Annotated in this window: 17 protein-coding genes; 8 read left to right on the forward strand and 9 right to left on the reverse strand. The window is 64.0% G+C overall.

Going from position 1 to position 20,022, the window contains the following annotated elements:
* Position 1 precedes the first annotated feature (1 nt).
* A complete protein-coding gene (locus tag AC1DWU_RS17195) occupies positions 2-1,051 on the reverse strand; it encodes an acyltransferase family protein (protein WP_477151227.1) in 1,050 nt (349 codons plus the stop codon).
* A 160-nt stretch (positions 1,052-1,211) separates the two neighbouring features.
* On the opposite strand from AC1DWU_RS17195, the gene AC1DWU_RS17200 reads away from it, so the two are divergent.
* The 4 genes from AC1DWU_RS17200 (at position 1,212) to AC1DWU_RS17215 (ending at position 6,546) form a co-directional block, all read left to right on the forward strand.
* Positions 1,212-3,170, forward strand: coding sequence for an acyltransferase family protein (locus tag AC1DWU_RS17200; RefSeq protein WP_477151228.1), 1,959 nt, complete (start codon positions 1,212-1,214; stop codon positions 3,168-3,170).
* A 59-nt stretch (positions 3,171-3,229) separates the two neighbouring features.
* On the forward strand, positions 3,230-3,715 hold the full coding sequence (locus AC1DWU_RS17205) for a hypothetical protein (protein ID WP_477151229.1): 486 nt from the start codon (positions 3,230-3,232) through the stop codon (positions 3,713-3,715).
* Positions 3,716-3,806: 91 nt separating this feature from the next.
* Complete coding sequence (locus tag AC1DWU_RS17210; protein ID WP_477151230.1) at positions 3,807-4,628, forward strand: amidohydrolase family protein; 822 nt, start codon at positions 3,807-3,809, stop codon at positions 4,626-4,628.
* 376 nt (positions 4,629-5,004) lie between these two features.
* Positions 5,005-6,546, forward strand: coding sequence for a tryptophan halogenase family protein (locus AC1DWU_RS17215; protein WP_477151231.1), 1,542 nt, complete (start codon positions 5,005-5,007; stop codon positions 6,544-6,546).
* A 207-nt stretch (positions 6,547-6,753) separates the two neighbouring features.
* Here the strand turns inward: AC1DWU_RS17215 and AC1DWU_RS17220 are convergent, their stop codons facing one another.
* On the reverse strand, positions 6,754-7,143 hold the full coding sequence (locus tag AC1DWU_RS17220; RefSeq protein WP_477151232.1) for a DUF3224 domain-containing protein: 390 nt from the start codon (positions 7,141-7,143) through the stop codon (positions 6,754-6,756).
* A gap of 82 nt (positions 7,144-7,225) precedes the next feature.
* On the opposite strand from AC1DWU_RS17220, the gene AC1DWU_RS17225 reads away from it, so the two are divergent.
* Positions 7,226-7,549, forward strand: coding sequence for a hypothetical protein (locus AC1DWU_RS17225; RefSeq protein WP_477151233.1), 324 nt, complete (start codon positions 7,226-7,228; stop codon positions 7,547-7,549).
* Positions 7,550-7,560: 11 nt separating this feature from the next.
* The gene (locus AC1DWU_RS17230) at positions 7,561-8,388 is read left to right on the forward strand and encodes an AraC family transcriptional regulator (RefSeq protein ID WP_477151234.1); all 828 of its coding nucleotides are present in this window, start codon (positions 7,561-7,563) and stop codon (positions 8,386-8,388) included.
* 119 nt (positions 8,389-8,507) lie between these two features.
* Here the strand turns inward: AC1DWU_RS17230 and AC1DWU_RS17235 are convergent, their stop codons facing one another.
* The 6 genes from AC1DWU_RS17235 to AC1DWU_RS17260 all read right to left on the reverse strand — a co-directional run bounded on the left by AC1DWU_RS17235 (position 8,508) and on the right by AC1DWU_RS17260 (position 16,558).
* Positions 8,508-8,936 (reverse strand): CBS domain-containing protein, encoded by a 429-nt coding sequence (locus AC1DWU_RS17235; RefSeq protein WP_477151235.1) that lies wholly within the window; start codon positions 8,934-8,936, stop codon positions 8,508-8,510.
* A gap of 171 nt (positions 8,937-9,107) precedes the next feature.
* Positions 9,108-10,475, reverse strand: coding sequence for an alpha-galactosidase (melA, locus tag AC1DWU_RS17240; RefSeq protein WP_477151236.1), 1,368 nt, complete (start codon positions 10,473-10,475; stop codon positions 9,108-9,110).
* Between the two features lie 30 nt (positions 10,476-10,505).
* Positions 10,506-12,176, reverse strand: coding sequence for an ABC transporter ATP-binding protein (locus AC1DWU_RS17245; protein ID WP_477151237.1), 1,671 nt, complete (start codon positions 12,174-12,176; stop codon positions 10,506-10,508).
* 8 nt (positions 12,177-12,184) lie between these two features.
* Entirely contained in the window at positions 12,185-13,330 is a 1,146-nt protein-coding gene (locus tag AC1DWU_RS17250) for an ABC transporter permease (protein ID WP_477151377.1), read from the reverse strand.
* Positions 13,331-13,350: 20 nt separating this feature from the next.
* The gene (locus tag AC1DWU_RS17255) at positions 13,351-14,364 is read right to left on the reverse strand and encodes an ABC transporter permease (protein ID WP_477151378.1); all 1,014 of its coding nucleotides are present in this window, start codon (positions 14,362-14,364) and stop codon (positions 13,351-13,353) included.
* Positions 14,365-14,470: 106 nt separating this feature from the next.
* Positions 14,471-16,558 (reverse strand): ABC transporter substrate-binding protein, encoded by a 2,088-nt coding sequence (locus tag AC1DWU_RS17260; protein WP_477151238.1) that lies wholly within the window; start codon positions 16,556-16,558, stop codon positions 14,471-14,473.
* Between the two features lie 162 nt (positions 16,559-16,720).
* Between AC1DWU_RS17260 and AC1DWU_RS17265 the strand changes: the two genes are divergently transcribed.
* Together AC1DWU_RS17265 and AC1DWU_RS17270 are read left to right on the forward strand one after the other, a co-directional pair.
* On the forward strand, positions 16,721-17,647 hold the full coding sequence (locus AC1DWU_RS17265) for a helix-turn-helix domain-containing protein (protein WP_477151239.1): 927 nt from the start codon (positions 16,721-16,723) through the stop codon (positions 17,645-17,647).
* Between the two features lie 61 nt (positions 17,648-17,708).
* Positions 17,709-18,278 carry a LysE family translocator gene (locus tag AC1DWU_RS17270; RefSeq protein ID WP_477151240.1) on the forward strand — a complete coding sequence of 190 codons (570 nt, stop codon included), beginning with the start codon at positions 17,709-17,711 and terminating at the stop codon, positions 18,276-18,278.
* Here the strand turns inward: AC1DWU_RS17270 and AC1DWU_RS17275 are convergent.
* A complete protein-coding gene (locus tag AC1DWU_RS17275) occupies positions 18,275-20,005 on the reverse strand; it encodes a PAS domain S-box protein (protein ID WP_477151241.1) in 1,731 nt (576 codons plus the stop codon). The genes AC1DWU_RS17270 and AC1DWU_RS17275 overlap by 4 nt on opposite strands.
* Positions 20,006-20,022: the final 17 nt, after the last annotated feature.

The raw sequence follows: 20,022 nt of genomic DNA on the forward strand, positions 1-20,022 counted from the left end.
GTCAGGTGGTCGTGACGGGTGCCTGGACCGGGTGGGCGGGTTTGCGCAGCCGGTGCCACAGAACGATGCCGAGCCAGGGCAACGCGACGCCGAAGGTGATGTAGACAAGCCAGGTCGCGGGCAGGTTGAACTTGGTGTAGACGCCGGTGATCTGCTCGAGCGTCATGAGGCCGGCCGCCACGAAGGCGAAGTTCACCAGGGCGAAGACGAACAGGTGGTGCATCATCACGTGTTTGCTGGCCCGCCCCAGCGAGGCCAGTAATGGGGCCTTCAGAGCGGCGGCCAATTGCAGGGTACAGGCGACGCCCAGCGTGCTGAAGAGCACGAACAGCCCGAGCCCGCGTGGATAATCGCTGAAAACCATGGTCGGGACGCGCGGTGTCACGAGGATGACAGCAGCGGTGAATGCCACCGCCGTAGCCACCAGCGCGACTGGGTGGAACAGCAGCTTCAGCAGGCGGTCGGCGCGCTGCAGCAGGTAGCCGACCAGCATGAATGCCGACCCGACGCAATATTGCGAGAGCTGATTGAAGTACCAGCTCTCCGGATTGTTGCGGAACTGCGGCGCCAGCACCTCGATCCCGACCACCAGCAGCGCGATGGCGGCGAAGGGCAGCAGGCGGGTTTCAAGGCGTGGTGGGACGAGGCGGATGAGCAGCTCGGAGAGCAACGTCGCCCCGGCATAGGCAACGAGGAACCAGGCGGTCAGCGCGAATTTCACGTGATGGCCGGTATAGACGAGGATGTCGGTGGTGAAGGTGCTCAGTTGGAGACCCTCAAAGCGGTGGTAGACGGGCACGAGCGGATCGAGAGCGAGCGCTATCAGCTGGTAGAACAGGGTCGCGGCGGCGGCGAACAGCAACATGTCGACGAGGACAAAGCGCAGCACCTGCCGCCACGAGCGCTCGCGGCTGATGGTCAGGCCGCCGAGCAGGAAGAACAAGGGCATGTGGAAGAGGTAGACGGGGATCCAGTATCCGGGGGCAGCGTGGCCGTAGACGACCGCGACAATGCCGATCCCTCGCGCCCTCGCAATTGCTGACTTGTCCACCGCGACTACCCCTTTGGTGGGGGCATAGCAGTAAAGCCAACAACGATTGGTAAGCGCCGACCCCACACATCAACAGAATCGCAAGCAACTGCTGGCACGTTGCAGCCCACCCGCACTCCGGTTGGAAGCGATGAGCGCATCTCTTGCAGAGGGCAGAACAATGCTGGCTGAAGGGCCGGCGCGAGGGGTTGCCGCCTACCGGCCAGATATCGACGGACTGCGGGCGTTCGCTGTGCTCGCCGTGATCGTGCATCACTTCAATCGCGACTTGCTACCGAGCGGATTTCTCGGGGTCGACATCTTCTTCGTCATTTCCGGATACGTGATCAGCGGTTCGCTGGCTGCCCATGGCGGGGCCAACCTATCGGGGTTCCTGCGGGACTTTTATGTCCGGCGGGTGAAGCGGATCCTGCCCGCGCTCATCGCCTGCGTGTTGCTGACCGGTGTCCTTGTGCTTGCAGTCGACGCGAGCCCGATGAGCTCGCTGAGTACCGGCGGCGCGGCGCTGTTCGGCATCTCCAACATCACGCTTGCACTGGAGGAGACCGACTATTTCTCGCGATCGACGGACCTCAATGCCTTCGCTCAGACCTGGTCGCTGGGCGTGGAGGAGCAGTTCTATCTGGTCTTTCCGGTGCTGTTCTGGATCGGCTTGAGGTCTAGGTGGGCCGGGACGCGGATCTATCCAGTCGCGATGTTGCTGCTGTCCGCCGCTTCGCTGGCCGCATTCGTCGTTGGCACGAACTCTCCGGCGGCGAAGCTGACCTATTTTTCTATGCCGGCTCGGTTTTGGGAATTGGCGGCGGGTGCGCTGCTCTATGAATGGATGAGTAGCCGCAAGCAGGGCGCCGTCGAGGCGCCCCTGCCGCTGGCGCCGGTTTTTCTCGGGGCAGCGCTGGCGCTGCTGTTCGCGCCACGCGACCAGCAGGCGCTGGTGACGATCAGCGTGGTAGGTACGACCCTCGGGCTTATGGCCTCCGTGCATCCGGGCGGGAAGACCTACTCGGTGCTCTCCCACCCCGCGGTGGTCTATGTCGGCAATATCTCATACTCGCTCTACCTCTGGCACTGGAGCGTGCTCAGCCTGAGCCGATGGGTCGTGGGCGTCCACCCGTGGACGGTGCCCTTCCAGATCCTCGCCATCTTCGGGTTGTCGGTGCTGTCGTACACACTAATCGAACGGCCGCTGCGGCACGCGCCCTGGGGCGGGATGAAGTGGCGTACCGTCGGAGCCGGCCTGGCGGCCTCGGGTGTTTGCGCGACGCTGCTGCTGGGATTGCTGGTGGCGAGAAATACGCTTGGCATCGAGACGCTAGGGGCCAGAAACATACCCGCGGCCTTCGTCGCGCTGGCGGGTTCCGATGGGTCTGACTGCGTCGTGGATGCCAAGAAACGGCCGTTGACCGCCGACATGTTCGAGCGGTGCACGGTACCGCCGACGGCGGCCGGCCTGCCAACGATCTGGACACTGGGGGACAGCCACGCGGGTCATCTACGGGGGCTGTTGCGCAGCCTGCATAAGAGGACCGGCGTCGGGGTTCACCTGATCGAGACGGTGGATGTCGCCTTCCCGATGACCCGCGGCAACGAGTTCGAGCCGCGACAGCGCATCTACAATGAGATTCTCAACCGGCTCCAGCCGGGAGACATCCTGCTGGTCTCGCGGCTGATGCTCAACCGGCAGGGCGAGCATGCCCCGCTGCCTGGACTGAACCGATGGGTGGACGATGTAGGCGCCCTTGCGCAGCAGGTGGCGGTGCGCGGTGCGAAGGTCGTGGTGATGGGACCGCCGCCAATGTTCGGCTTCGACGTGATCAATGCGTGCGTCCTGTTATCCCCCTGTGAGGTCAATCGGGAGCAACTTGCGGGACATGTGGACGAGGTCCTGGGCATGCTGCGACCGGCAGCGGCGGCTCACGACAACCTGTTTGTGTACGACAGCTTCGAGGTGCTTTGTCCGCCAGCGCAGGATGTTTGCTCGCCCAAGCGCAACGGGCTGGCTCTGTTCCGCGATAGGGACCACCTGAACGCGGTTGGTGCCGCGGCGCTCGCCGACGACTTCACCAGCTTTCTCGGCAAGAACCGCCTGCTTGTTGCCGGACAATCCGACGAACTGTGAGCAGCCGTGGGGAACGGAACGCTGAGGGGCGATGGCTCGTTCTTCATGGGGAGGATGACATGCCTGTGTTGCGCGCCATTGCGCTGCTCATTTTGGTCTTTTGCGCGGTTCCGGCCCAGGCGCAAAGCTGGCGGCGCTATGTTCATCCTCAGTTGGGGTTCTCGGTTTCGCTGCCGATCGGTTTGTTCGAGGTGGACGAGAACGCGACGGACCGGTTGGAACTGTCGGAGGTGGGCGGCGAGGCTCAGCTCGACGTGTTCGGCGTGAAGAATCCGGAGGCGCTTTCGGCGGGGGAGTTCCGGGCAATGATGGAAACGGCGGACCCGTCGCGCCGCATAACCTATCGAGCGGGTGGTCGGTCGTGGTTCGTGCTTTCGGGCTATCTCGAGAACGAGGGGGTACCCACGATTTTCTACGCCAAATTCATGCTGAGCCGGGATGGAACAGCGGTCTCGGCTTTCGAGATCAGCTATCCGGAAGCTGAGCGAGCGCGGTTCGACGACCTGGTCGAGCGCATCGAGGACAGCCTGACGGCGCCGCGCTAGCCACAGTTGCCATATCGCCCTTGGTACTAGCGTTCCGTCGCCGGCCCCGTGCTAGCTTGCGGCCGCAAACACTCATTCCTCATGGCGATTCATGCGCATTATCGATACGCACCTGCACCTCATTTATCCCGACAGGTTCTCCTATCCGTGGCTCAGCGGGGCGCCAGCGATCAACAAGCCGTGGCATGTCGAGAGCTATTGGCAGGAAGCGGCGCCGCTTGGGATCGAGGCGGCGTTGCATATGGAGGTGGACGTCGCCGAGCCGCAGATCGCTAATGAGACCGAGTTCGTGCTGGGGCTCGACCGGGTGGTCGGGGCGATTGCCAGTGGACGGCCCGAGCATTCGGGGTTCGAGGCGCATCTCGAGAGGATGCAGGCGCTCGGCAGGGTGAAAGGCATCCGGCGTCTGCTGCAGGGGCAGCCGGCGGAGCTCAGCCAAACGCAGACCTTCATCGACAATGTGCGGCTGCTGCCGCGCTACGGCATGACCTTTGACATCTGCGTGAAGTCGCATGAGCTGATGCTGGCGCCGCCGCTGATCCAGGCGTGTCCCGGGACGCAGTTCGTGCTCGACCACTGCGGCAACCCCAAAATTGCCGAGGCGGAATGGGAAAGCTGGACCACGAGGCTCGAGCGGGTGGCCGAGCTGCCGAACGTGGTGTGCAAGGTGTCGGGGATTCTGGCCAATGTGGACGAGACTTGGACCGTGGATACGATCCGGCCGTATATCGAGTTCGTCATCGAGACGTTCGGCTGGGATCGCGTGGTGTGGGGGAGCGACCATCCGGTGGTGACGCTGTTCGCGGATCTGACGAAGTGGGCGAACGCCACGACGGAGATCGTGAGCGGAGCGAGCATGGCTGAGCAGGAGAAGCTGTTCTGGCGCAACGCGGAGCGGGTCTACCGGCTTTAACGGCTTACCCACTCGAACGTATTACTGTGATTTGACGTTCACTGCGGCACGGTGGTCCAGTGTTCGTCGAGGGGACTATGACGCCTAGCAGTCGACTGCCTGCCGACGCCATACACCGGCGCCGCATCTTCATCGCAGCGTTGGTCCTGGTAGGCGCGTGTCTTGTAATCCTGACGGTGGTCGCGTCGATTTACGTGCCGCTCGAGGATGACAGCGACATCGGGGTCGGCCAACAACAGAGCGGCGCACCACGATAACTTGCCGATGGCGTTAGGGGTCGACGCGCCGACCTGTAGTTTCCGGACTTTCGTCTGAACTCAGCCCCTTGCTCGCCTCGCTCGCATCGTCTTTCCTGCGGCCAGGGAGGACTACAATCATGGCGGGGCAACCGCATTTCGTTATCGTGGGCGGCGGCACGGCTGGGTGGATCGCGGCCTTCATCATTCAGGACTCGATCAAGCGGCTGAAGCTCGATGCGAAGCTCAGCGTTGTCGAGTCCAGCAAGATCCCGACCGTGGGGGTGGGTGAGGCGACGACGGCCGCCTTCCACGTGTTCCTGACGCATTTCGGCATTGATATCTTCGAGTTCTTCAGGAAGACCGAGGCGACCTACAAGCTCGGCATCCGGCACGAGGACTGGCGGCGGAAGGGCTTCACCTATTACGGGCCGATCGATGACCCGCACGCGGTCGTGAGGCCCCCGCCAGGAGCGCCGTCGGATTATCTCAACGTCTATGCGGTGTCGGTGAACGAGCCGGTGCAGGACATGCATCTGTTCGGGCCGCTGCTGAAGCAGAAGAAGGCGCCGTGGGCGCAGAAGGCGGACGGATCGCTGCAGCCGCTGGGACCGTTCCTGCCGGCCTATCATTTCGACCAGTCGCTGGTGGGGAAGTTCCTCAAGGAGAAGTCGCAGGGCGTCGAGATCGTCGACAACGTGCTGACGGGCGTCGAGCGGCATGGCGAGACCGGAGATGTCACGGCGCTGGTGTTCGAGGATGGACAGAAGCTCCAGGGCGACTTCTTCATCGACGCGACGGGGTTCCGGAAGCGCCTGATCGTCGGCGAGATGCAGGCGCCGTGGATTTCGTACCAGCACGAGCTGCCGGTGAACCGGGCCCTGCCCTTTTGGCTACCGGTGGAGCCGGGCGAGGAGATTGCCAACTACACCCGCGCCTGGGCGCAGGAAGCCGGGTGGATGTGGCAGATCCCAACGCAGTACCGGTATGGCTGCGGTTACGTGTACTCGGACGAGTTCCGGACGCCCGATGAGGCACATGCCGAGGTGGAGCGGGTGCTGGGCCGCAAGATCGAGGTGCGCGGCGACATCCAGTTCAAGATCGGGCGGCTCGAGAAGGCCTGGATCAACAATGTCGTGGCCGTGGGACTGAGCTCGAGCTTCCTCGAGCCGCTCGAGTCGACCTCGATCCACGGCACAATCGTCCAGATGATGATGTTCGCGGGGCAGTACCTGCGCGAGCCCGGAAAGATGACCCAGGCGCTGCGCGACGACTACAACAAGCGGGTCGGGCGGCAGGTCGATGACTTCCGCACGTTCGTCAACACTCACTACATGACCGAGCGGGACGACACGCCGTTTTGGCGCGAGGTGCGGGAGCACCGGATTCATCCGGAGACGAAGGAGCGGCTGGCGCGGTGGCGGACGGAAATGCCGCGGCGGGAGCATTTCCCGGACTATCTGTTCGGGCTGCCGCACGTAGAGACGCAACTGCACTATCCGGTGCTGGACGGGCTCGGGCTGCTCGATCCGGCGGTGGCGAAGGCGGAGATGGCGCGCGATCCGAAATTGCGGAAGTTCGCGCGGGAGACGCATGAGGGGCTGGTGAAGGAATACAAGCAGGCGGCCAGCAAGGCGCTGGGGCATGCGGAGTTTTTGGAGGTCGTACGGGGGATGGGGTGATGCCCGCCTTCATCTCTCCCCCTGCGGGAGAAAAGCGATTTCTTGGGCTTAGCCCTTCGCTAAGCCTTAGAAATCGCAAGAGAGGGGATACTGGGAGGCACGATGGCTCCGCACCCCCTCTCTTGCGAAAACTAAGGACTTAGCTGCGCTAAGCCCAAGTTTTCGCTTTCTCCCCCGCCGAGGGAGAGATGTCCGAGAGGCTGGTGCTTAGAGCGCGTAGTTCAGCTCGTAATGCACGGTCTTGTCGTGTTCGGCGGCGTAGCTGCCCTGCCCTGTGATGCCCTTCAACTCGCCGGTGCCGGAGCCTTCGACGATCTGCCATTTGCTGGCGGCGATGCCGTTGGTCCAGTCGCCGACCTCGTAGATGATGAACTGGCCGGCCTTGCCGTCGAGCGCGCCGTCCATGACCAGGTAGCCGGAATAATGGCAGGTCTCGGCGGTGGGGTATTGCATCAGGTAGCGACCAGGGCCGGTGGCTTCGATGGCGCCGTGCATGACGATGTCGATCTTCGCCTCGGTCGATTTCAGTGGGGCGGCTTCGTGATAGGGTTTCTCGTCCCAGTTGTTGTGGAGAATCGTGCCTTTGGCGGTCTTCATAGCGGTTCCTTCCGATGATGGGAGGAGCGTAGCGGCCGGGCGGTTCGGGCAATTGTAGTTTCGCGACAGAGGAGATCGGGGGATGATCCTGCGGCAATGGTCGGCCCGTATCCGCACAGCGGACGAGGCGCGCTATGTGGCCTATATCGAGGAAACCGGCGGGGCTCATTACGCAGCGACTGAAGGCAATCTCGGCTTTCAGATCCTGACGAGCGCGGAGCCCGGCGGCCTCAGCACGGTCACGACGCTCAGTTGGTGGACCGACATCGAGGCGGTAAAGCGCTTTGCCGGCGAGGACTATCAGCGGGCTCAATACTACCCCGAGGACGACGAGTTCCTGGTGGAGCGGACGGAGTTCGTACAGCACCATGTAGTGCGGACGTCGCAGATGGGCGGCGTGAGCTGACGCGGGCCGACATGAGACGGAGCGATCCCAAGGCGATCGACCCGGCGGTGAAGCCGGCGCGCGGGCTGCTGCACAAGAAAACCAGCTTCGAGCATTTCGAGTTGACGCGGTTCGAGCCGTCGGAGGACCTCAGGGACTGGATCGAGCACCATTGGATGGTTCTCTACGATCTCGGTGGGCGGCCGCCCTACACGCAGCGCAACCTCAGCCATCCGAACCAGCATGTGGTGGTCGACTCGCGGGGCGAGACCGGGATCTTCGGGGCAGCGACCGGGGTGTTCGAAACGACGCTTGATGGTTCCGGGCGGGTGTTTGCGACGAAGTTCTGGCCGGGGGCGTTCCGGCCATTCTTCGGGCAGGCGGTGAGTGCGCTCACGGATGCGTCGCTGCCGGTCGAGACGGTGTTTTCGCGGACGTCGGGCGAACTGGAGGAGGAGTTCCTGGGGCTCAACGATCCGGTGGGGATGGCGGAGCGGATGGAGGAGATGTTCAGGTCGCAACTGCCGGAGCCGGACGAGAAGGCCGGGCTGACGCGGCGGATCGTGAGGTTTGCCGAAGCCAATCTCGAACTGGCGTCGGCGTCGGCGCTGGCCGAGGCTTTCGGGATGGGCATCAGGGCGCTGCAGCGGTTGTTCGATGAGTATGTCGGGGTGTCGCCCAAGTGGGTGATCGACCGCTACAGGATGCTCGAGGCGGTCGAAACGCTAAATGCCGGGGCACCGGACTCGCTGACCGAGTTGGCGCACCGGCTGGGCTATTTCGACCAGGCGGCGTTCAATCATGCGTTCGAGAAGCTGACCGGAGCGGCGCCGGGGGCGTTTCGAGTGGATAGTCGATAGAGACACCCCCCTCCTTTCCCCCACGAGGGGGAAGGTGCTTCGCCGGTTCGTTGGGCACGATCAGGCAACAGCCTCGACTCGTCACTTCCCTTGGGAGGGGGCCGTCTGCCTCAGTCGCTCTAGTGCTGGCTGTGCATGCCGCCGGGCTCGGAGATTTCCTTCAGCGCCTCGCCGCTGGTGGAGCCGTCGGCGAGCGAGACGTCGCCGAGCGAGATCATGCCGACGAGACGCTTTTCGCGGTTGAGCACCGGGAGGCGGCGGATCTTGTATTCGGCCATCTGCTCGGAGACTTCGTCGATCTCCTCGTCCTCGTAGCACCAGCGCACGTCCTGGCTCATCACCTGCCGAACGCGCGTCTCGGGGCCCATGCCCTCGGCGATGGCGCGGATGGCGATGTCGCGGTCGGTGATGACGCCGACAAGGCGATCGTTTTCGCCGACCGGCATGCAGCCGGCGTCGATCTCGCGCATGGTGCGCGCGACGTCGCGGATCGAGTTATCCGGCGAGGCGATCTCGACGCCGGTGCTCATGCATTCGCTGACCCTCATGTCCGTTCTCCCGTACTGGCGGGACGGCAAAGGGGGCGCCGCCCCTGACAAAAAGGAAACCCGCGGTGACGCCCGCGGGTTCAGTTAGGGAGGAGAAATAGTTTTGCGTGGCGCTCGTTGGGTGGATCCTCCCCCGCCGTGCGGGGGAGGATCCGAAGATCGAGTCCAGCCTTAGGCGACGCGCTGCTTCTTGGCCGGGCGCGCCCATTCCGGGAGCCAGTCGCCGTGGGCGGCGAGGAGGTCGTCGGTGAGGTTCCAGATCTGCTCGAGATCGAGCTCGGCAGCGGTGTGGGGGTCCATCATCGCGGCGTGGTAGATGTGCTCCTTGTTCTCGGTCATCAGCGCCGCAACGGTCAGTTCCTGAACGTTGATGTTGGTGCGGATGAGGGCCGTGAGCTGGGGCGGCAGGTCGCCGATATAGGTCGGCTGGATGCCCGAGCTATCGACGAGGCACGGGACCTCGACGGCGGCGTTGTAGGGCAGATTGGTGATGACGCCGTTGTTGCGCACGTTCCCGTAGATGACGCCGGGCTCGCCGGTCCAGACCGAGTTGACGATCTCGGAGGCATATTCCTTACTCTGCTTGACCTCGATGGTGTTGGCCTTGCGGTACTCCTCGGAGGTGGTCTTCCACTTGGCGATCTGCTCGACGCAGCGCTTGGGGTACTCATCGAGGGGGATGCCGAACTTCTCGATGATGTCCTCGCGGCCTTCCTTGATGAAGTACGGCGTGTACTCGGCGAAGTGCTCGGAGCTCTCGGTGACGAAGTAGCCGAGGCGGGTGAGCATCTCGTAGCGCACCTTGTTGGGGCAGCGCGGGTTCCAGGTGGGCTTGGGCGCCCTGCCCTCGCGGTAGGCGCGAACGAGGTCCGGGTAGAGATCGCGATAGGAGCCGTCGGCCTGGCGGTGCTCGAACTTCAGGTAGAAGGCCATGTGGTTGATGCCGGCCGAGCGGTAGCGGATCTCGGAGTACGGGATGTCGAGGTCGTGGGCGAGCTCCATCGCGGTGCCCTGCACCGAGTGGCAGAGGCCGACCTGCTTGATGGTGGGGTACTTCTCGGCGATGGCCCAGGTGTTGATGGCCATCGGGTTGACGTACTGCAGCATCACCGCCTCGGGGGCGACTTCGAGCATGTCCTCGCAGATCGACCAGAGGTGCGGCACGGTGCGGAGGCCGCGCATGATGCCGCCAACGCCGAGAGTGTCGGCGATGGTCTGGCGCAGGTTGTACTTCTTGGGGACCTCGAAATCGACGACGGTCGAGGGCTCGTACCCGCCGATCTGGAAGCAGACGACGACGAAATTGGTGCCGTCGAGGGCTTCGCGCTGGTTCGAATAGGTGGTCACGGTGGCGGGGACGCCGAGGGTGTTCACCAGCTTGCCGGCGATGATGGCGCTTTCTTCGAGGCGCTGCGGATTGATGTCCATCAGGCGGATCTCGGCGCCGGTCAACGCCTCGCGCTGCAGGATGTCGCCGACAATGTTCTTCATGAACACGGACGAGCCGGCGCCGATGAAGGTGATCTTTGGGTTGGCCATGAAATGAGTCTCCGTAAGGCTGTCGGCGGGCTAGGCCGCGATTTCAAACGCGGCCCTAACGAGCCGCGAGGTGTATTCGGTTTGCGGGTTTTCGAGCACCTGGCTCACCGGCCCCTCTTCGACGATCTTGCCGTACTGCATGACCATCACCCTGTGGCAGAGGGCTTTGACGACCTTGAGGTCGTGCGAAATGAAGAGGTAGCTCAAACCCTTCTCGTCCTGCAGCTTGCGCAGCAGCTCGATGATCTGGGCCTGCACCGAAAGGTCGAGTGCCGAAGTCGGCTCGTCGAGCAGGATGAACTCGGGTTCAAGCGCGATGGCCCGGGCGATGGCGAGGCGCTGGCGCTGGCCGCCCGAGAACTCATGCGGGAAGCGGTTGAGAATGGTGTCGGGCATTCCGGCATCGCGCAGGGCCTGACGGACGCGTTCGCCGCGCTCGCGGCTGTTGCCGCCGAGGTTGTTGACGATCAACCCTTCCTCGATGATCTGGCGCACCGACATGCGGGGGTTCAGCGAAGCGAAGGGGTCCTGGAAGACGATCTGCATGCGGGATCGCAGCGGGCGCATGGCCTGCCGATCCTTGGTGTCGATCCGCTCCCCATCGAACAGGATCTCGCCGCCCTGGTTGGCGATGAGGCGGATGAGGGCCTGGCCGAAGGTGGTCTTGCCCGAGCCGGATTCGCCGACGAGGCCGAGGGTCTCGTGCTTTTTCAGGTTGAGCGAGAGCTTGTCGACGGCGACCAACTCGAAGAAATCGGGATTGAAGAAGCCGCCGCGCTTGAGCGTGAAGGCGACCTTCACGTCCTTGCCTTCGAGCACGGTCGGGGAGTTGGCCTCGATCGGTTTCGCCGCGCCCTTCGGCTCGGAGGCGAGCAGGTGCTTGGTGTAGCTGTGGCGCGGATTGGCGAACAGTGCCTCGGTGGTGTTGTGCTCCTGCACCCGGCCGTTTTGCATGACATAGACGTAGTCTGAGAACTGTTTGACGATCGTCAGGTCGTGGGTGATCAGGATCACGGCCATGCCGTACTTCGACTTCAGATCCTTGATCAGGTTCAGGATCTGGGCCTGCACGGTAACGTCGAGCGCGGTGGTCGGCTCGTCGGCGATCAGCACGTCGGGGCGGTTGGCGAGTGCCATGGCGATCATGACGCGCTGGCGCTGGCCGCCCGAGAGCTGGTGCGGATACTGGCGGAGCCGCGCGCCGGGCTCGGGGATCTGCACCTCCTCGAGCAGCGCACGGGCGCGGTCCATCGCTTCACGGCGACTGATGCGGTTGTGCAGATGCAGGATTTCGCAAAGCTGCTGGCCGATGGTGTAGACCGGGTTCAGCGAGCTCATCGGTTCCTGGAAGATCATCGACAGGTCGTTGCCGCGCAGCTTGCGCATCTGCGGGTCGCTGAGGCTGACGATGTCCTTGCCGCCGAGGCTGATGCGGGTCTGCTTGCCGATCTTGGCGCGCCGCGTCAGGAGGCGCATGACGGTGCGGGCGGTGACGGATTTTCCCGAGCCGCTTTCGCCGACCAGCGCGATGGTCTCACCCTTGTGGAGCTGGAAGGAGACGTCGCGGACGGCGTTGACGATGCCGCCCTCGACCTTGAAGTCGACGGCGATGTTGCGGGCATCGAGGATCAACTCGCGGCCGTGGCTGCCGAGGTCATAGCGCTCAGGGGGAGCGAGATCGACGTTCGAGGTGTTGCTCATGGCCATACTCAATAGGGGTCGATCGCGTCGCGCAGGCCATCGCCCAGCGCGTTGAAGGCGAAGACCGTAATCAGGACGAAGACGACGGGGCTGAGGATCCAGGGATAGGAGCCGATCACCGAGAAGGTGCCGGTATCCTGCAGCATCAGGCCCCAGGAGATCAGCGGCGGCTTCACGGCGAAGCCGAGGAAGCCGAGGAAGCTCTCGAGCAGCACCACGCTGGGGATCGCGATGGTGACCGCGACGATCAGGTGGCTGGAGACGTTAGGCAGGATATGGCGGCCGATGATCCGCATGTCGGACGAGCCGACGGCAATGGCGGCGCGGACATATTCGATACGGGCCAGCGCCAGGGTCTTGGAGCGGACTTCACGGCTGAGCTGGGCCCAGCCGAGCGCCGCCATGACCCCGATGACGAAGGCGATGAAGACGTTGGACGGCGCGGTCACCGGGATCAGTGAGGTGAGTGCGAGGTAGAGCGGGAGCTGGGGGAAGGCCAGCACCAGTTCGACGAAGCGTTGCACCCAGGTATCGAGCTTGCCGCCGAGATAGCCTGAGGCAATGCCGACGAACGTGCCGAGCGTCGTCGTCAGGAGCACCACCACCAGCGCGATGGTCAGCGAAATCTGCGAACCGACGATACCGCGCGACAGGATATCGCGGCCGAACTTGTCGGTGCCGAGGAAGTGGATCGGCCGGCCATCGACGGCGCCGAAGAAGTGGATATCGGTCGGGATCAGGCCGAGCAGATTGTAGCGGTGCCCCCGGACGAAGAAACCGAGCTCGGTGGGGTTGGACTTGTCCGGGCCGGTCATCGGCTGGAAGGTGACCGGATCGAACTCGCCGGTCTCGATGATCGGGTAGACGAACGGGATCGGGCTGAAGCTGCCATCGGGCGCACTGAACTCGACATGGTCGGGTGGTGCGAAACCGATCTCGGCCCGCTTGGGGTCCATCGGGGCGAAGAAATCGCCGAAGATAGCCATCAACAGCAGCGCCACGGTCAGGGTCAGGCCCATCATCCCCATGGTAGAGCGGCGGAAGCGACGCCAGACCAGCGTGATGTAGGTCTCGTTGCCATGGGCGAAACGGGCGGCGATGACCGGCTCTGCCGGCGGCGTGACGGCGGGAGGGGTGACGGTATCGGCCAGGATGGGTTTGTGGGTGATATCGGTCATTCGCGGTTCTCCCCGCCGAGCCGTACGCGCGGATCGACCGCAGCGAGCAGCAGATCAGACAGGATGTTGCCCACCATCAGGGTGACGGCCAGCACGAGGACGAAGGTGGCGGTGACGTACACGTCGCCCACGGCCATCGAGCCGGTGATCGCCGGGCCGACGGTGGCGAGGCCGAAGACGATGGCAACTTCAATTTCGCCGGTGAGCATATAGGGCAGCGCCACGCCCTGGTAGGCGATAAGCGGATGCAGGGCATTGGGGACGGCATGCTTCATGATCACCGCGCCTTCAGACATGCCCTTGGCTCGCGCCGTCTCGACATATTGCGAGTTCAGCACATCGAGCAGATTGGCCCGCATGACGCGCATGTTGTAGGCGAGCCCGCCGAAGGTGGCGATAAAGACCACTGGCCAGACGTGCGAGACGAGGTTGACGAATTTGTCCCAACTCCAGGGCGCGCCGCCGTATCTCGACGAGAAGAAGCTGCCGATCTCCTGCACGTTCAGCTTGAAGGCGAGGATGTAGATGATGATCAGCGCCAGGAGGAAGCGTGGCACGGTCATGCCGAGGAACGAGATGATGCCGAAGGCGGTATCGACCCAGCTATATTGTCGCGTGGCTGCGATGATGCCCATGCCGATGCCGATGACAGACGCGAACAGGTGACAGGTCAGCGCTAGCATAATGGTGCGCGGCAGGCGCTCGGCCACCACGTCGCCGACCGGCTTGTTGTAATATAGCGAATGGCCGAAATCGAAGCGGGTAACGATGCCCCCCATCCAGTTGATGTACTGGACCGGAAGCGGATCGTTGAGACCGTTCTGCTCGCGGTAGATCTCCGCCTGCTTTTCAGCCTCTTCCATCGTAGCGCCACCCTGATTGATCAGCATGGAGCGAATGTAGTCGCCGTAGTCGCCCGGCGGGGCCTGGATGATGGCGAAGGTGACGACGCTCAGCACGAGAAGGATCGGCACGGCTGCCAGTATCCGCATCACCAGGAAGCGCAGCAATTGCAGCATGTTCGAAACTCCTAAGGCCGGGCCAACCTCCACTTCGTGAGGCGGGAGGTGGCGAGGGAGCCAGAGCCCCCTCGCTTTTGGTCTGCAGTTGCGGGCGTTACAAGGATTCCGCGCCGGCAGAACCAGGGGCACCCGGGAGGGTGTCAGGATGCAGCTCGTAAGCCTGCTGCTTGTCAGCCGGAACGTAGACGCGCTCGCGGATGATGTTGTCTTCAGCCCAGTTGAACATGAAGATCGGAGCACCCGGCGGGATGTTGGCGAAGCGCTTGTTGATGATGAGCGCACCAGGGTACTGCGTCAGGCCGATACCGAAGAGGTTCTCGGTATAGATCTTCTGGTACGTCTTCATCAGATCGAGGCGCTTGGCGGAATCATCGGTAGCGATGAACGCGTTGACGGTGTCGACCAGGTCCTTCTCCCACGGCAGCAGATCTAGCGTGCCGTCAGTGCCGGCGCGGTGCGAACCGCTGACCTGCGGACCAGTCGGCGCGAGCGCCGTCGTATTCTGGACCACGGAGATCAGTTCCGAACCGTTACGGGCAACACGCCAGTCGAACTTGCCCGACTGGTAGGTTGCATCGTGCTGCGTACCGGTCAGGAAGTTGGCGATGACACGGATGCCAAGCGGCTCCATCATCGCGATGACGCCTTCCGCCAGGTTCTTGTCGGTCTGGTAGTCGGCGTTGGCGAGCAGCGTGATCTCGACGTCGCCACCACCAGCGGTGCCCGCGGGGAAGTTCACGACGCCGTTGCCGTCCGTATCCACGAGGCCGGCCTTGGCCAGCAGTTCCTTAGCAGACTCGAGCGAGTACGGGTAGTAAACGGTCGAGTCCTTGTCGTAGTACGTCGTGCCGGCATAGAGGCCGCCCGGGTAGATGGCGGTGAACGGGCCCTTCACCAGAGCTTCGCCCAGACGCTGCCGATCAATCGCGTAGGTGACCGCCTTGCGGAAGTCTTCGTTGCGGTTGAGCTCGCGGACCGCCTGCTGACGCGCATCCGGTTCGCCCCAGCCATTGCCAGAGAGGTTCGGATAGAGCGTGTAGCCGATGGTGCGGGCACCGAAGGCAAGACGGGCGGGAGCGTTGGGATCGGCAGAGCGCTTCAGCGCCTCGACATAGCTTTCGGCCTGTTCGAGGTTTGAGAAGTCGCCGGTGCCGGCCACGGCCTGCACGTCACGGTCGGCCCAGGTGCTCAGGCGATACTGGACTTCGTTGAGGTAGGGCAGCTGATTGCCCTGATCGTCGACCTTCCAGTAGTACGGGTTGCGGCGCAGGACGACGATGTCGTCAGGCCGATACTCGACAGGCACCCAGGCGCCCATCACCGGGATGTTCATGTACTCGGGCTTGATGGCGTTCTTGTACTCGTCGTACGTGGCGCCGGCCTTGTACTTGGGATGCAGCGGCTTGAAAATGTGCGCCGGGCCGGGGCAGAAGTTGCCGTAGGCCATCTGGTACAGGTACTGGCGCGGGAACGCTTCCTTGAAGGTCCAGACCAGCGTGTACTTGTCGGGGGCCTCGAGCGTGGTGCCCTCGCCGAACATTTCCGGCGACGCGCCGTTAAGCGGCGTCACGTTCGGGTCGACGACGTTGTCTTCCCAGTAGAACATGGCGTCTTCCGAGGTGAACTCGACACCATCCGACCACTTGGCGCCTTCGACGAGGTGCATGGTCAGCTTGTGGCCATCCTCGCTCCATTCCCAGCTCTTGGCGAGGTTGGGCATGGGCGCCAGGTCTTCGGCCTTGACCTCATACAGCAGCGCCGTACGCGTCAGGCACTCCATGGTGCCGATATCGATGCCGCCCCAGCCCTGCGACTGGCCGGCCATATAGTTCCAGCCTTCCGGCCGGCCGCCGATCACATGGCGCATGACGTCGCCATAGACGCCGATGCCGTCGGGCATGTTGGCCGACTTGAAGACCATCGGCTCCTTGGGCAGGCGATCGACCAGCGGCGGCAGTTTGCCTGCAGCCTCGAAGGCCTTCACATACTCCGGCTCGTTGTAAGCCGGCAGCGCCTTGTACTCATAGATGTCACCGATGCCGACGAAGTTGGGCGTGCCCTGGGCATCGAACTTCGGCGGATCGGGCGGCGTTGTGGGCGGAACGATCTGGGCCTGTGCGGCGATGATCGAGACGCCAAGCAGAAGCCCTGCCCCGCCAAGGGCAAATAGGTGTTTACGCATGTTTCCTCCCTAGGCTCGAGGCCGACACAACACGTGTCCGACGGCAGGCCTCCAACCCACCGTCACTTGCCCCAGCCTCAAAATGGTAGACCTTGCGCGGGACCGTACAATCCGATTATCTGAATGAGTATTTCCGGTTTTTACAGATTGTCACAGAGACCGATGACCGAGCAGCCCCAGCACTTTTCGCCAAACAAGCCACGGGAGAAGGCGACTGCCCCGGTGCCGCGGCCTGACCGGCGATTTTATGCGCAGATGCAAGCCTTTGGCCGCTTCGGCATCCGCTGGTTCGATCCGCAGATCATGCCGGAAGAACACTTCCACGGGCATATCGAGCTCAACTGGCTGACCGCCGGCAGCATGAATTACGTCATCGACGGGCGGCCGCTCAAGATCCCGCCGCAGCGGCTGGTGCTGTTCTGGGCCGGCATCCCGCACCAGACGGTCGGGCTGGATACGGGGCCTCACGCCGATAGTCGCCAGTGTAATGTGTACCTGCCGCTCGACAGCTTCCTGCACATGCCCAACCTCGGAAAGCTGACCGAAACGATGATGGGCGGCGGCGTGGTGATGCTCCCCCCCGAGACGATCGGCGACGACACGCTCCGACGCTGGTACCACGACTATCGCTCGGGCGATGCGGAGCGGACCGACATCCTCAAGGAAGAAATCGCGCTGATGCTGCGCCGCGCCGCGGTGACGGGCTGGGACGTGCTGATGGAGCCGTGGATCGAGAGCGTCGGATCGTCGACGCGCGCTGCCTCGCCGCTGCGCTATGTGGTGGCGATGATCCGGCACATTCTCGAGAACCTGTCGGAGCCGCTACGGGCGGAGGACGTGGCGAAGGTCGTGGGGCTGCACCCGAACTATGCGCTGAACCTGTTCACCGAGGTGATGCGGGTGCCGATGCACAAGTTCGTCGTGCGGATGCGGCTGATCCGGGCGCGCTCGCTCCTGTTCGAGGGGAGCCTGTCGATCGAGAACGTGGCGTTCGAGAGCGGGTTTACGGCGCTGAGCCAGTTCTATGTGCAGTTCCGCAACGCCTATGGGCTGACGCCGCGGCAGATGCGGGCGCACTACCTCCGCTGAGGGTCTTGCACGCCAGCCGCCGATCGGCTGGACTCACGCGTGACGCGAGGGCGACTATCGAATGACTGATCCGATCCTGTTCTTGCTGGCCGTGCTGACGATCCTGGGCACGCCCGGGCCGACCAATACGCTGCTGGCAACGTCCGGCGCGATGGTGGGCGTGCGGCGCTCGCTGCCGCTGCTCGTCGGGGAACTTGCCGGTTACCTGATTGCGATTGCGGCGATCCGCATCGTACTGGGGCCGGTGATCCATGCTTATCCGTTGGTCGGGGTCGGGTTGAAGATCGCGGTGGTGCTGTACCTGGGCTGGGTGGCGATCCGGCTGTGGCGGCACAATGAAGCGCTGACCGGGGCGCAGACGGTCGGCGTGCGCAGCGTGTTCATCACCACGCTGCTCAACCCCAAGGCACTGATCTTTGCGCTGAGCATCCTCCCGGCCGAGCACCCTGCGCTTGCCTGGTTCATCGTGGCGTTCGCTGTGGCAGTACCGAGTGTGGGGTTCGCCTGGATCCTGGTGGGCCGCGCCATTGGGGCGGCGTCAGGCGAGCGAAATGCGGGGATCGTCCGGCGGGTGGCTTCGGTGGCACTGGTCGGATTTGCCGGGGTTATCGCGGCGTCCGTGCTCGGTTAGGACGCTGCTTCGTACACTACCACCCTGCCCCGACCCAGCGCCTTGGCGGTGTAGCAGGCCTCGTCGGCTCGACGCATGAGTTCGTCGGTGGGCGGGGCGTTTTCGTCGACGCAGGTAATGCCGATGCTGGCACCGATCCCGTAGGCCGCACCGCCCGCCTGGAAATCGATGTCGGCGATCGCGGCGGCGATCTTTTCGGCGACGCGGCTGGCGGCATCGAGCGGGCAGTCGGAGAGCAGGATCGTGAACTCGTCGCCGCCGATGCGAGCGGCAAAATCCTGCCGGCGGCAGCTGCTGCCGATGACTGCCGCCACCTTGCGCAGCAGCGCGTCACCCGCGGCATGTCCGGCACCGTCGTTGACCGGCTTGAAGTGATCGAGGTCGATGAAGCACAGCGCGTGCTGGCGGCGCTCGCGGGCGGCTTCCACGGCTACCGTTCCGAGCGCCTTTTCGAAGGCGACCCGATTTGGCAGGCCCGTCAGACCATCGTGGGTGGCCGAGTGGGCCAGCTGGCGCTGCAAGGCACGGCTCGAGCTGACGTCCTGGAACACCAGCACGGCGCCAATCACGGCGCCCTCGGGGGTGCGCAGCGGCGCGGCCGAGCAACGGATATCGCGGCGAGCCCCATCGCGCGACTCGAGCACGACGTCCTCGTCGACATAGGTGACGTCCCCGGTGAGGAGGCAGCGGGCGACCGGGCTGGCGGCGATGCGACCGGTCCGCTCCTCGGCCATGGGAATGATCTGATCGACCGGGCGGCCGATCGCCTCGTCGACGGTCCACCCGGTCATCGTTTCGGCGACGGTATTCATGAAGGTGACGCGGCGCTTGTCGTCGGTGGAGATGACGCCGTCGCCGATCGACTGGAGCGTGACCTTGAGCCGCTCCTTTTCCTCGGCGAGCTCAGCCTCGATGGTCTTGAGGCGCGTGATGTCGGTGTCGGTGCCGATGGTGCGGGTGGAGACGCCGTTCTCGTCCCACTCGACCGGACGGCCGCGGCTCAGGATCCAGATCCAGTGGCCGTCGCGATGGCGCTCCCGGTACTCGAGGGTTTCGAAGCCCTCCTCGCCGAGATCCTGCTTGTCGACATTGGCGCGGATGCGCGGCACGTCGTCGGGGTGGACGCGCGCCAGCCAGGCTTCCTGGTCGGGATCGACCCACTCGTCGGGGCGGTAGCCGCGCATGGTTCGCCAGGTGCGCGAATAGAACATGTCGTCGTTGGGCTTATCGTGATCCCATACGCCCTGCCCCGCCGCCTCGAGGGCGAAGCTCCAGCGGCTTTCGGCATGGACGAGTGCAGCCTCGGCGCGTTTCTGGCGATCGATATTGGTGGTCTGGAGGATGACGTAGAGCGGCCTGCCGGTCGTATCCGAGCGCAGGACCGAGGCGACGGCGAGGACCCAGATGGCGCTGCCGTCGGCGTGCTTCAGGCGGCACTCGGCGCGATGTTCCTCGGCCTCGCCATCGACCAGCCGGCCGAGGTGAAGCGGCAGCGCGGCGTCGCAGTCGGGATGGGCGAAATCGGCTAGCTGCGCACCTGTGAAATCGTCAATGCTGCCGCCGACCATCTCAGCGAAGGCGCTGTTGAGATAGAGTAGCCGGCCATCGACGCCGACCAGCGCCATGCCGACGGCGGCGCTCTCGATGACCTTGCGAAGCAGCGCGCCGCCTTGATCGAAGCGGAGCAGCTTCGGCTCATCTTCCGGCAGGTTCTGGATGCGTCCCATCGGAGTACAATAGTCGC

Source organism: Devosia sp. P2_G7, assembly GCF_056403495.1.